The organism is Synergistaceae bacterium, from assembly GCA_017540085.1.
In the GTDB taxonomy this organism is placed as follows: Bacteria; Synergistota; Synergistia; order Synergistales; family Aminobacteriaceae; genus JAFUXM01.
The window spans coordinates 16,339-29,285 of sequence record JAFYBQ010000035.1 but is presented as its reverse complement, the minus strand read 5'-3'; the positions used below and the strand labels follow the sequence as shown (position 1 = coordinate 29,285).

Sequence of the window (12,947 nt, the reverse complement as noted above, 5' to 3'; positions counted from 1 at the left end):
GCTACGTCCGCTGACTCATTCACGGCAGGCGCGGGAGTCTCGGCTACGTCTGCTGACTCAGTTACGGCAGGCGCGGGAGTCTCGGTGTGTTCGTCTGCTGACTCATTCACGGCAGGGGCAGGAGTCTCGGCTGTATCGTCTGCTGACTCAGTTACGGCAGGCGCGGGAGTCTCGGCTACGTCTGCTGACTCATTCACGGCAGGCGCGGGAGTCTCGGCTTTATCGTCTGCTGACTCATTCACGACAGGTGCGGGAGTCTCGGCTACGTCTGCTGACTCAGTTACAACAGGCGCGGGAGTGTCCTCAGATTTTGCGGGTTCTTCAGGCGTGATAATCGGGAGGATGTCTGCTGACGGCTCTTTGTCCTGAGAGATGGCCGGGCTTCTGAATAATTCCTCGTCATTAATCACTACATTTGCTTTTGACCTCAATGCCTGCTCGTATGCCGCGAGCCTGTTGCGCTGTTCCTGCTGCATTAGCATTGACCGAATATCACCGCTGACTTCAGCAAAGGGAGTATTCCCCGCGTCAACATGCGCGACCTTCATAGCCACGCCGTAATCATCGCTCGTAACAACAAACACCGGGCTGACCTGCCCAACGTCAACAGAGGCAAGAACGCTCAGTATCCCCGCCCTGAATGTGCTTGCGGGAAGTCTCACGGGCGAGCGGGTTATGTTGTGAACGTCCTTTGAGGCAAGAGAATCCCCGGACGCTAATACGTCCCAGCTTGCGCCCCCGGCAATCTCTGCGCGGAAATATTCTGCGTCTGTGCTTGTCCCAAAATCGGCCATGTGAACAAGGAATCCTTCCGGCTGTGCGTAAAGTATCGACTTCATTGTGTCGTAAAACTCTGAAACTTTATCATCGCTCACCGTGATTTCTCCGACTGCCTCAGCTATTAGCCTCTGCGATGCCATCTGACGCGCAAGACTCTTCTTGTAGTCTTCCGGCTTCATTCCCTGATACGCAAGTGCCTGGTAGAATGCCTCACGGGTAGGGAAATATGTATCCGCGTAGCTCTTCATGGCCATATCCGCTTCAGCGTCTGAGACTGTTATCCCCCTGTCTTGTACTTCCTTTGCGAGCTGGGACTCTAATATTGCCTCGTCAAGAACTGACCTGTAAATCGCGGGCATGTCTATGGAGATTACACTTCTTGTGCTGTACTGGCTGAGGTAATTGCGGAGTCTCTGCTCAAGCTCCGAGCGCATTAGGGAGCGTCCGTTTATCTGTGCGACCTCGTAATCCGACATTGAGCCGTCCGGGTTTCGGGAAGGTGTGCGCCTTGTTCCCCTGCCTTCATACATCAGGAACGTAGACAGAAGGAACGCAATAACAATTACAGCCATTATCCATTTCATTTGTGTACGCAGGAATTTCATCATGATGGGATAATTACCCTCTTTCTATAATTTTGCGGTAAGTAATTTACGCGATTCACAGATTTTAGCACACACTATGCATTTTCACACATCAGCAAGTGTTGCACCCTGTTTTGTTTCGGCTTCGAGGTGAGAAATTTCCCCGCCCGACTCAATCATGATTTCCCGGAGGCTTTGCGCGACTTCCCCGGCCATGTCGGGAGAGCATTCGCAGACAATAGAGTCATGTACCTGCAGCAACATTTCAGCAGTCCCGGACTCAGCGAAACGAATCATCGCCCGCCTCGCAGTGTCCGCCGCCGTTCCCTGAATGGGTGAGTTGACTAATGCCCGGTCAAGTGCCTGAGCCTTTGCGGGGATCTCAGCGACAGGGCGAATCCTCCCGGCGAGTGTCCGCGAATATCCCCGTTCCCTTGCGTCAATCACAAGGTTAATCAGGAAGTCAGCAATCCCCGGAATCGCGTCAAAATACCGGGACATTATTCCGTCAGCCTCAGCGCGTTTCACTCCGAGACGCTCAGACAGCCCGAAGGAACTCATGCCGTAAATCAGCCCGAAATTTATCATCTTTGCGGCGCGTCTCATCTCAGGCGTAACAAAATCCGGCGCAGTGTCAAATACCCATGAGGCCGTCTCCGTGTGAATGTCTCTTCCTTCAGCAAATGCAGTAATGAGTCTCTCTTCCCCTGACATGTGAGCGAGGACTCTAAGCTCAAGCTGTGAATAATCAGCCGAGACAAAAACATTCTCCGGGTTCACGGGGATTAATCCGGCCTTTATTTTGTCCGCCCATTTCCCGAATGTCGGTATGTTCTGCAAGTTGGGATCTCTTGAGCTTAACCGCCCTGTTCCCGTCATGGCAGGCTCGAAAGTTGTGTGAATTATTCCGTCTTTGTCGGCCGCTTTCTGAAGGGGTATAACGAATCCCGTGAGCATTTTGTTTATTTCGCGGTGTTCGAGGATTAGCGCGGGAATTTCTCCGCCCGGCTCTGACGCAAGTTTTTCGAGGACTCCTGCGTCTGTCGTGTAGGCTGACTTGCTTTTGTTCTTCTTTGACGGGGGGAATTTGAGCTGCTCGAAAAGGAGCCATGATATTTGGGCGGGTGAATTTAGGTTAATCCTGAATCCTGTTGACCGTATAACCTCCGACTCAATCTCTGCGACTCTTGCTGACAAATCCTCGTACAGCGACTCGAATTTCTCCGGGGCGATTCTGATTCCGTGATCCTCCATACGATTCAGCACGGGGATTAACGGCAGGTCTAACTCTGTCATGACATCGTGAAGTCCGTCATATTTCGAGATTTCAGCGTCAATGCTTCCGGCCAATTCTGAGAGAGTCCCGGCGGGGTTCGTGCTGGCGTTCACGGACTGGGCTATGTCCGGGAAATTCCACGAGGCCGAGTCAGGGTGAAGGAGGTAATACGCTGTCTTTAAGTCCCAGACTCTTGGAGCGTCCTGAAATTTTGCGGGTGAGGCGCGTAATTCATTCTTGTAGTCGCATGTAATGATGTCAGATTCGGGAGGGGTAAAATCTCCCTTGCGGTAAAATTCGCGGGGAAGAGGCTTCTTTTTGCTGCCGATTCTTTCGAGAACGCGAGTCAGTCCCAGCCTTAACGCTAAACTTTCAGCGGCCTCAAAATTTTCCCCGTAATTCATGCAGTCATTGAGAAAATCGGGGTCATCATCAAAAATATTATCCCGCAGAATAATCAGGTTGTCGCGAGTCCATATCACCGAGTCGCGCCCGGCTGCCTCAAATTTTGCCCGCGCTGATTTTGGGAGCGTGTCAAGTGAGGCATATACGGCTTCAAGCGTCGGGAATTTCGCCAGAATCTTTTTGGCTGTAATGTCGCCGACTCCGTGAACGCCTTTAATGTTGTCGATACTGTCGCCGAGCATGGCAAGATAATCCGGGAATGACGCGGGATGAAATCCGTACTCCTTCACGAATGCGGCCTCATCGTAGATTTTCGCGCCCGTAACGCCGAATTTTGTCGTGCGGATGATCTTCACGCCGCCGCCAAGAAGCTGGAACATGTCTTTATCCGATGTGAGAATTACGGCCTCATTGCCCTCGCGCCGAATGAGTTTCACGGCTGAGGCTACAGAGTCGTCCGCCTCGACTCCTTCGCGTATTATTACCCTGATTCCGCAGAGGCTCAACAATTCCTGCAATATAGGGAGCTGGACTCGTAAATCGTCATCAATGGGTTTCCTTCCGGCTTTGTACCCGGCGTAAATTTCGTGCCTGAAAGTTTTTCCCCTAGCGTCAAAAATTGCTATTGTGCAGTCAGGCATAAGGTCATCCTGAACGCGGTAAAGCATATTCATGAAGCCTACAATCATTGCGGTTGGTGTGCCGTCAGGGGCGGTGAGCCTTGCAGAAAGCGCGCTGTATCCCCTGTGTGCGAGGCTGTGTCCGTCAACAACAAGAAACGTCTTAATCTGAATCACCTCAATATATATCGTGATGAGAGAATTATAATATGTCGCAAATTTTGAGGACGGAGCATTGAATTTATGACGCTGAACGGAGGAATTGACACACAGACTTTCAGCAGGGATGAGGCGTATAAAGTCCCTGAGACCGCCTGCGCTTTCGCGAACTCTTCCGGCGGGGTGATTGTTGCTGACGGCTTTGACCCTGTGAGGCTGATTCCGTCCGGGATTGCGTATTCCGTCATTGAGGCCGGCGTGTATGTTCCTCCGCTTGTGTGGCACAAAAAGCCCGCTGTGTATCATGGCCGTGTGTACCGCCGAATTGAGGGGCAGAACGTAATCTCAGGACTCAGGGCGCGGGTCATCATGGCCGGAGATTCCCGCGAGCCGTCAAGAGATGATTACCCCGTCAGAAATATCGCGCTCCGTGAAGAATCCGTCAGCAATTTTCACATGAGGGTTACGAGTCTTCACAGTGAGATGATGAGATTTTCGCGTGATGAGTTTCTGCGGAGGATTGGCGCGTATTCGGGTGAGTATATGACATTCGCGGGGGCGTTAATGTTCGGGGATATAGTGAGGGTTCGCGCTGTGCTCGACTATTCCGGGGGACATGCGGAGATTTCAGCCGTCAACATCTGGGACTCACTCGCCGAAATTCTGCCGAGACTCCTCGCTCCGCTGTCGTCAAAATGCGCCGGGGCATTCCGGGAAATGTTCGTAAATTCGCTCCTTCATGCTGACTACAACGCCGGAGACGACATAAATATATTAATCACGTCAAACCCTCCGAGAGTTTCAGCCGACAACCCAGGAACGATTCGCGGGACAGTCAGAAATCACCGTATCAGGAAAATGTTTGCCCTCTCAGGAATAACGCAGGGCAATAATCTTCACGGCCTCGACATTATACGGGGCTATATGCCGTCATTCAGGCTTGAGGAAAATATGCTTGAGCTTAGGACATCAGCGGCTATTCCCCTAGAAGGCAGGCCGGGACTCCCTGACCCCGTAATGCTGTAGAATGTTTGCCGCCTGTAACAAAAACTTGACCGCCAAAATAACCGCTGGTAAAATGCAAGTCAGCAAAAAAAGTTTGACCGATATAATTTCCATCTGACAAAGGAGAATGAATCCCTTGCTGAAGTGTAAGAAGGGCTTTGCATATTTTGCAGGGCTAATGTTTCTGCTGACTGTAATAATTTTAACCGCGAATATTTCAGAGGCCGCCAAGAAAAAGAAGCACTATGACGACTGGCGGGGAGTCGCGGCTGATATGGCACTCGAATTTAACGCGGCAATTGATGACGTTATAGCCGACAAATATCAGGACGCATACAAACATGTGAATGACGCTTACTTCAAGTACTATGAAGTTCAGGGAGTCGAACGCACAGTGATGTACGCGATTTCGGCGGCGAGGGTCAATCACATTGAGGCACAATTCCGGGACATTAAGCACGTTCTGTTAGGCAATCAGCAGAAAGACAAAGGAGAATTGCTGAGACAGATTGAGGCACTGAAGATAAAAGTCTACAAGGACTCAATGGTTCTTGACGGCTATGCGACAGTTGAAGACCCTGACAGCGTAGGCGAGGCGATTTACGCAGACACGAAAGTTACGCGCCCGGAAATTCTCACGTCAGCAAAAACAGACTCACAGCCGGAAATTTCACCGTCAGCAAAAGAATCATCACTCGCAGAAATTCCCCCGTCAGCCGAAAAATCAGCCACAGCAAAATCACCAGTCAACCGCGACTGGCTAACATTCTTGACGGCGTTCGGGCTTCTCGTGCGTGAAGGTCTTGAAGCGATACTAGTTATCGCTGCAATCGTGGCATATCTCATCAAGACGGGCAACAAGAACATGCTGAAGGGCGTTTATCTCGGCTCATTCGCGGCGGTAATTGCGAGCGTGATTCTTGCGTGGGCGTTAGAGACTCTCATGGGAGAGCAGAGCGGAGTCGCCCGTGAGCTGTTAGAGGGATGGACGATGTTTCTTGCGGTGGCGGTACTGTTCTACGTCAGCAACTGGATGCTGTCAAAGGCTGACAATATCGCGTGGGAAAACTACATAAGCGGGAAGGTTCAGCAGTCAATAGACAGTAAATCGCAGTGGACGTTAATTTTTGCGGCGTTCATAGCAGTGATGAGGGAGGGCGCAGAATTAATCCTCTTTTACTCTGCGGCCTTCACGGGAGGAATGAGCAATCCGGCATATATCGCTTACGGGATCGCGGCGGGCGTTGTCGTTCTCGTGATTGTGTGGGTGTGCTTCAGATATTTCAGCGTGAGGCTTCCTTTACGGGCGTTCTTCATGTTCACGAGCGTGCTGCTTTTCCTGATGTGCATATCGTTCATGGGAAAGGGCGTTGTTGAGCTGACAGAAGCGGACGTTATCACGGGGCGCACGGTCATTCCGGCCATGAAGGGATTTAGCATTGAGATATTGAGCATATACGACAGGGCGGAGACTCTAATCCCTCAAATAATGCTCGTAATCGCGGCGGTGTGGATTATGTTACCGCACATTTTCAGGAAAAAGGATAAATCCCCGGCGAAATAATTGCAGGGAGTTTATACAGAAATTCATTCAGGAGGTCAAATATTCATGAAGAAAATCATTCTTGCGGTATTGGTACTTGCGCTTGCTGGCACGGCGTTTGCGGCTCCGGCTCCTGTGGCGGCTCCCGTCTCAATGAAGCCCGGTGAGGCAGGGTTCGAGGAGATTCCCATCGGTGAGACTCAGGTCGGCCCGTATAACGTTGCGGCGGTATACTTTCAGGCCGTTGACATGTACCCGACAGGCAAAGGACTTTCACGCGAGGAGTCAGACATGCACCTTGAGGCAGATATTCACCTCAAGCCGGAAGCAGCAGTAGCCTACGGATTCGGCAACGGCGAGGACATCTGGCCCGCGTATCTCACAGTGAAGTATGAGATTATCCCGCTGTCGAGCAAGAAGCCCGTAATGTCAGGCTCATTCATGCCCATGAACGCTGACGACGGCCCGCACTACGGCGCGAACATCGCAAAGGGTCTCAAAGTCGGCAAATATACTCTCCGTTTCATCATTGAGCCGCCTACGGATTACTTGCTTCACATTGACGATGAGACAGGAGTCCCGGCCAAGACAGGCGCAAAAGAGTTCTTCAAGACTCACACCGTCGAATTTAAGTGGGACTACACAGCCGAACAGTTACAGAAATAATCACACTCAGGAAATATCACAGAAAATTTTTGCGGAGGCTCTGAAATTTTCGGGGCTTCCGTTTAATTATGGGAGGGATGAAAAATTCTTAAGTATCTCGTAGCTGTTACATATCACTTGTCATCGTTCGCAGTAATTCTCGGAATAATATTGAGCTTTTCACGCAGAAAATTTACGGTCATCGCGTCAATTCTCGGATTTATTGCGGGCTGTGTGATTTTCGGCGTGAGACTCTATGACCCCCGCGGAATGAATTTGTCGCTGATATGGTTTAACCGCTGGCTCATCGTAACAATTTCGGGACTCGGAGTCGCGGCTGTGATTCTCGTTGTGATTGCGGCAGTATTCAGGGGTAAATTCACGTGGCTTGCGGGCGTTGTCGGATTGTCGGCGTTAATTGCTGTGTCAATGTCGTATCTTGTTCCGCCCGTCTTGCAGTTCACGCGGGAATTTGTGTATTTCGGCGAGGCAGGTATCAGCACAAACGCAATGCTCCGCGCCCTAGGCTTCACGCTCGGAATATTCGTATGTCTCCTGCTGACTTTGAGCGCGTATGAGGTTCACCAGTCTTTGAACACGGCGGGGCAGGGATATTTTTTCGCGGCAATATCGGCTGTGATTTTCGCTCTCGAATATCTCACGGCGGCGGCGGCCTCTCTTCAGCGGTTAAAGATACTCAGGACTTCCGACTCATTCGCGGGAGTCTCGGTGTTTGACGTTATGATATGGAGGGACGCTAATCCCAATGCGTTTTTGTTCGCACAGTTAGGACTCGCGCTGGCCATGTTAATTTTCGTCATCTATACGCACCTCAAGCCCTCAAGAATTTTCCCGAACAAGGCACTTTTACGCAAAGAGAAAGCACGCCTCCGGGACTGCCGTAGATGGTCATGGACTCTCTGCGTTTCGGGAATCATGGCCGTGTTTATCGTAATCGTTCTCCACTGGTACGACACAAAGCCCCCGGAGGAAGTACAGCCCGAACCCTACGCGCTGAATGACGGAATAATCAGCGTGAATCTTGCGGACGTTTCAGACGGACACCTGCATAAATTCTCGTACGTTACGCCTAACGGCTATGATGTTCGCTTCCTCATCGTCAAGAAACCCGCCGGAACTGCTTACGGAGTCGGCCTCGACGCCTGCGACATCTGCGGGATTGCCGGGTACTATGAGCGCGGTGATGAGGTTGTCTGCAAACGCTGTGATGTCGTCATGAACAAGAACACAATCGGCTTCAAGGGAGGCTGCAACCCCGTCCCCTTTGAGTACGAAGTGAGAGCGGGAAAAATTTTCATTGACACTCAAGAATTAGTGAAGCATGAAACGAGGTTCAAATAATGTTTTGGCGAATGATAACAAAGACCCTCATACGGCAGAAAAGCAAGATGATAATGATCGCGTTCACCGTTGTGTTAGGGGTGTCGCTGTCTACGGCCATGATGAATGTGATGTTAGGCGTTGGCGACAAAGTGAACAGGGAGCTTAAAGTCTACGGAGCTAATATCACGGTCAGGCACAAGGACGCGGCATTGATGAACGATCTATACGGGCTTGAAGGGCAGGGAGTCAACGATAAATTTCTCCGTGAAGATGACGTTCTCAAGCTCAAGTCTATATTCTGGGGCTTCAACATTCTCGACTTTGCGCCGATTCTTGAGGGACGCGCGACTCTCAACGGCTCGGAAGTCTCCATCATTGGCACATGGCCGGAAAAACACGCGACATTACCGACAGGCGAGGAACTTCACACGGGCTTGAAGTCATTGCGTACTTGGTGGGCGGTCAACGGCGAATGGCTAGAAGAGGACGACGATGATGGCGTGATGATTGGGCATTTGCTTGCGTCTCAGAAAAATATTGATGTAGGCGATGAGATAACACTTGACACAGAGGAATTTACCGTAAAAGGAATCTTCAACGACGGCGGGAATGATGACGGAAAAATATTGATGACTCTTCCGTCAGCACAAAAACTTTTAGACCTTCCCGGCAGAGTCTCAGACATAGAAGTGTCAGCCCTCACGACTCCCGATAACGATTTAGCCCGCAAAGCCGCGCAAGACCCCCGTAGCTTGTCCCCGGAAGAGTATGAAACATGGTACTGCACCGCTTACGTGAGCGCGATATGTCATCAGATTCAGGAGGTAATAGAGGACGGAGTCGCAAAGCCCGTGAGGCAAGTTGCAGAATCAGAAGGCACTATCCTGAACAAGACGACTCTTTTGATGGTGCTGATTACGATTCTAAGCTCTATAGGCTCTGCGCTCGCAATATCGAACCTCATCACAGCAAGCGTAATCGAACGGAGTCAGGAATTGGGACTCTTAAAGGCACTCGGCGCGTATAACTGGCAGATTGTATTGTTGGTACTCGCTGAAGTAATGATTACGGGGATTGCGGGCGGTGTTGTCGGCTACTTCATGGGAATCGGGTTCGCACAGATTATAGGGCAAACGGTTTTCGGGTCATACATCGAGATTGCGCGGATGGTGATTCTTATTGTCGCGGTGATTTTGTTCCTCGTTACGTTAATCGGGAGCATTCCCGCAATACGTTACTTGATGGCGTTAAAGCCTACGGAGGTTCTACATGGCAAATAACACAGAGAAGCACAGACACGGAAGCCGCCGGAAAATGTATATCCGAATGGTAGCAGGCTCATTGATACGCCGGGCATCACGTCTCATTATCGCGGTGCTTGCAATTGCTATCGGAGCTACGATTCTTTCGGGGCTTGTTACGATATATTACGACATTCCCGAACAGTTAGGGCGCGAATTTCGGTCATACGGCGCGAATCTGATTGTGTTACCGCGAGGCGAGGCGAAAATCACACGTGAGACTCTCGGAAAGTTACGCGGGCTAATCGGCGAGGGGAAAATTGTCGGAATGGCTCCGTACCGCTATCAGACCGTCAAAATCAACGAACAGCCTTACATCATCGCCGGGACTGACCTGACAGAGGCGGAGAGAAACAGCCCGTTCTGGTACGTTGAGGGGAGCTGGGGAAATTCGGCGGATGTCTCGCAGGTCATGACGGGCCGCGAAATAGCGCAGACACTCGGACTCAAGCTCGGCGACTCGTTCATGGTTCAGGGCGTGAAATTCGGTCAACATGCAGAGGCTTCACGGCAGGACTTGTCAGCGGAAGAGAATCAGAAGAGAGACTCGGCGCGTCAGAACTTCCACAGAAATTTTACGGTTAGGGGAATCGTGTCGACAGGGGGAGCGGAAGAGGGATTCATTTTCGCTGACATTGATATGCTTGATGAGTTAATCGGCGACACATTCCGGGCTGACGTTATCGAGTGCAGCATAGTGGCGGACGCTGAAGAACTTTCTGCGCTGTCAGCAAAAATTGAGAATGAAATCCCCGAATTAATGCCCCGCGCCGTGAGGAGGCTCACTCAGTCGCAGGATATAGTGTTGGGAAAATTGCAGGCTCTCGTTCTGCTTGTTACTGTTGTTGTACTCATCATAACAATGATTTCTGTGTATACGACAATGACGGCCATGATTGCGGAACGCAGGAGAGAAATTGCGCTGAAAAAAGCGTTAGGGGCAGAGAATAGACTCGTGATGGGTGAGCTTCTCGGAGAAGGTGTAATGCTCGGCTTCATCGGGGGCGCGTTAGGGGTATTCTTGGGATTCGAGTTTGCCCTGCGTGTAAGCCTTAACGTTTTCGGGCGGGGGATAAACTTTCAGCCCGTCTTAATCCCGGCGACAATCGCAATTTTCATCATCGTCACAGTAACAGCGTCAATAATTCCCGTCCGCAGGGTAATGGATATTCACCCCGCAATAGTCCTTAAAGGAGAATGATTATGCCTAAGACAATATTACAGCTTCAGAACGTCTCAAAAATTTACGGTAACCTGAAGGCACTCGCAGACATAAATTTAAGCGTGAATGCGGGCGACTGGCTTTCTATCATGGGTCCGTCAGGGTCAGGGAAAACGACAATGATTAACATAATCGGCTGCATGGATACACCGTCAGCAGGAAGCGTGATACTTGACGGAACGGACATAAGCCGGGAGAATGCCGCGAACCTAACGCGAATCAGGCGCGACAAAATCGGGCTGATATTTCAGCAGTTTCACCTGATAAGCTACCTTACAGCGGTTGAGAATGTCATGGTAGCGCAATATTATCACAGTATGCCCGATGAGGAAGAAGCGTTAGAGGCACTTGCGAAAGTCGGACTCGCTGACAGGGCCGGGCATCTTCCCGCGCAGTTATCCGGCGGGGAACAGCAAAGGGTCTGCATTGCCCGCGCACTGATAAATTCTCCGCAGATACTTTTAGGGGATGAGCCGACCGGAAATCTTGACGAGGAAAACGAGGGGATTGTTGTCGACATCTTCAGGCGACTTCACGATGAGGGCGTAACGATTATCGTTGTTACACATGATCCTGAAGTCGGAGATGTAGCCCAGCGGAAAATTATTCTTGAGCATGGCCGGATAGTTGATGACATTGACCAGTCCGCGACATTCGGGGAGGCACTGAAGCTAAAGGGCAGGCACGGAAATTAGGCGGGTGATAAAATCCCGTGAAGGGAGGCGGTGTTTCTTGCGGGAAAATTCATAAGGTGCTTATACCATTAATCAACGAGCGGCACGGTTTCAGGGGAATGATAATGTTTCTTACAGCAAAGGAGGCATAGCTAGATAGCCAAATAGTATAAACCAGTGAAAAGAAGTTGTCCTGAAAAGCACGGTTGACAACAAGCTAAAGGAGGGTTAATCTACTAAACAATGTCAGGTGCTGGACAGGCATTACCAAATCCACAGAAATGTGGCTACCTCCGGCTAGGGGGGAAGTGAAAGCCTCTGGACTGCCGTACAAACTCTAGTAGCAGGAAACAACGCGAAAGAGGGCAGGAAATGTCGCAGAAATGCGGAAAGAACGAGGAAAACTCGAAAGAGTGTACACAGCACAAAATTACACTTTTTACGTAGCAGGAGGACGACCTTGCCCCGATGGATCCGATTGAAGCTGAGGTTGACGCAATACGCCGGCAGCTTGGGGAGGAGATTAAAGACATGACAATAGAGGAGCATTTAGCCTACTTCAGCAGGGAAACCGCAGATGTCAGAAAGCAGTTTAACATAAAGCAGGCCGCCTCAATTCATGAGGATTACGCCTCGTTGTAGTCGTGTATAATGTCAGTATTCACGAAAATTTGAGGTGAAATCTCTATGCTGTCTCCAAGAATCGAGGACTATTTAGAGGAGCTGTTTCTCCTCGAAAGCACAGGCCGGAAAATCACAGTAACAGACCTCGCCGACCGTCTCAAAATCACAAAAGGCACCGTAACCGCAACCGTTCAGAAGCTCGTAGATCTCGAACTCGTAAAGCATGAACGCTACGGCAATTTACACCTGACAGACGCGGGGCGCAGGCGTGGAATGACGGTCTTCCACAGGCACGAGGGCTTCAGAGCGTTCTTTCATGAGCTTCTCGGACTTGACCGCGATCACTCGTCCGAAATGGCCTGCTCAATGGAACACTACATTGACCCCGTAACAGAAGAAAGGCTGTATGCGCTGCTTGAGTATTTCCGAAAGGCAAGGGCGGAGCATCAGCCGTGGGTTGATGAAATATTCCTGGCGATTGAGAAGCCCGTGCTGATTGTGCCTGTTCCGCTGACAGTATGCGACCCAGGCGCGGAAGGGGCTGTGCTGAGGATTACTGCTGACGAGCCTTTGAGGAAGGAGCTTGCGAAAAAGGGATTGGCGATTGGCGCGGAAGTGAGATTAACCGACAACGACCGCGATATTTTCACCTGCGTTATTTCGCATGAGACCGTGAAACTTCCGCTGAACGAGGCCGCCGCAGTATGGATTCAGCAACCCTCGAAATCATAGCAGAAACCCCCGCCAATTTTGCCGACGGGGGAT

General features: G+C 50.8%; 11 protein-coding genes. 9 read left to right on the top strand and 2 right to left on the bottom strand.

Annotated elements, in window-relative coordinates:
• Together IKQ95_08510 and IKQ95_08505 are read right to left on the bottom strand one after the other, a co-directional pair.
• On the bottom strand, positions 1-1,388 hold a 1,388-nt coding region (locus tag IKQ95_08510; GenBank protein ID MBR4196736.1), incomplete at its 3' end, for a SurA N-terminal domain-containing protein.
• A gap of 81 nt (positions 1,389-1,469) precedes the next feature.
• A complete protein-coding gene (locus tag IKQ95_08505; GenBank protein ID MBR4196735.1) occupies positions 1,470-3,842 on the bottom strand; it encodes a hypothetical protein in 2,373 nt (790 codons plus the stop codon).
• Positions 3,843-3,908: 66 nt separating this feature from the next.
• On the opposite strand from IKQ95_08505, the gene IKQ95_08500 reads away from it, so the two are divergent.
• The 9 genes from IKQ95_08500 to IKQ95_08460 all read left to right on the top strand — a co-directional run bounded on the left by IKQ95_08500 (position 3,909) and on the right by IKQ95_08460 (position 12,914).
• The gene (locus tag IKQ95_08500) at positions 3,909-4,850 is read left to right on the top strand and encodes a hypothetical protein (GenBank protein ID MBR4196734.1); all 942 of its coding nucleotides are present in this window, start codon (positions 3,909-3,911) and stop codon (positions 4,848-4,850) included.
• 106 nt (positions 4,851-4,956) lie between these two features.
• Positions 4,957-6,393 (top strand): FTR1 family iron permease, encoded by a 1,437-nt coding sequence (locus IKQ95_08495; GenBank protein ID MBR4196733.1) that lies wholly within the window; start codon positions 4,957-4,959, stop codon positions 6,391-6,393.
• A gap of 45 nt (positions 6,394-6,438) precedes the next feature.
• Positions 6,439-7,038, top strand: coding sequence for an iron transporter (locus tag IKQ95_08490; GenBank protein MBR4196732.1), 600 nt, complete (start codon positions 6,439-6,441; stop codon positions 7,036-7,038).
• Between the two features lie 84 nt (positions 7,039-7,122).
• Entirely contained in the window at positions 7,123-8,379 is a 1,257-nt protein-coding gene (locus tag IKQ95_08485) for a DUF2318 domain-containing protein (protein MBR4196731.1), read from the top strand.
• Entirely contained in the window at positions 8,379-9,641 is a 1,263-nt protein-coding gene (locus IKQ95_08480) for an ABC transporter permease (GenBank protein MBR4196730.1), read from the top strand. The genes IKQ95_08485 and IKQ95_08480 overlap by 1 nt, the downstream gene beginning before the upstream one ends.
• Positions 9,642-9,675: 34 nt before the next feature.
• The gene (locus tag IKQ95_08475; protein ID MBR4196729.1) at positions 9,676-10,863 is read left to right on the top strand and encodes an ABC transporter permease; all 1,188 of its coding nucleotides are present in this window, start codon (positions 9,676-9,678) and stop codon (positions 10,861-10,863) included.
• A gap of 2 nt (positions 10,864-10,865) precedes the next feature.
• Positions 10,866-11,579 (top strand): ABC transporter ATP-binding protein, encoded by a 714-nt coding sequence (locus tag IKQ95_08470; GenBank protein MBR4196728.1) that lies wholly within the window; start codon positions 10,866-10,868, stop codon positions 11,577-11,579.
• Positions 11,580-12,026: 447 nt separating this feature from the next.
• Complete coding sequence (locus IKQ95_08465) at positions 12,027-12,200, top strand: hypothetical protein (GenBank protein ID MBR4196727.1); 174 nt, start codon at positions 12,027-12,029, stop codon at positions 12,198-12,200.
• Between the two features lie 45 nt (positions 12,201-12,245).
• Positions 12,246-12,914, top strand: coding sequence for a metal-dependent transcriptional regulator (locus IKQ95_08460; protein ID MBR4196726.1), 669 nt, complete (start codon positions 12,246-12,248; stop codon positions 12,912-12,914).
• The last annotated feature ends 33 nt before the right edge of the window (positions 12,915-12,947 follow it).

What these genes read in the sequence shown, in the direction of transcription:
- IKQ95_08460 (MBR4196726.1), top strand. Translation starts at nt 12,246, where the DNA reads ATGCTGTCTCCAAGAATCGAGGACTATTTAGAGGAGCTGTTTCTCCTC.
- IKQ95_08490 (MBR4196732.1), top strand. Translation starts at nt 6,439, where the DNA reads ATGAAGAAAATCATTCTTGCGGTATTGGTACTTGCGCTTGCTGGCACG.
- IKQ95_08495 (MBR4196733.1), top strand. Translation starts at nt 4,957, where the DNA reads ATGAATCCCTTGCTGAAGTGTAAGAAGGGCTTTGCATATTTTGCAGGG.
- IKQ95_08500 (MBR4196734.1), top strand. Translation starts at nt 3,909, where the DNA reads ATGACGCTGAACGGAGGAATTGACACACAGACTTTCAGCAGGGATGAG.
- IKQ95_08465 (MBR4196727.1), top strand. Translation starts at nt 12,027, where the DNA reads ATGGATCCGATTGAAGCTGAGGTTGACGCAATACGCCGGCAGCTTGGG.
- IKQ95_08470 (MBR4196728.1), top strand. Translation starts at nt 10,866, where the DNA reads ATGCCTAAGACAATATTACAGCTTCAGAACGTCTCAAAAATTTACGGT.
- IKQ95_08480 (MBR4196730.1), top strand. Translation starts at nt 8,379, where the DNA reads ATGTTTTGGCGAATGATAACAAAGACCCTCATACGGCAGAAAAGCAAG.
- IKQ95_08475 (MBR4196729.1), top strand. Translation starts at nt 9,676, where the DNA reads ATGTATATCCGAATGGTAGCAGGCTCATTGATACGCCGGGCATCACGT.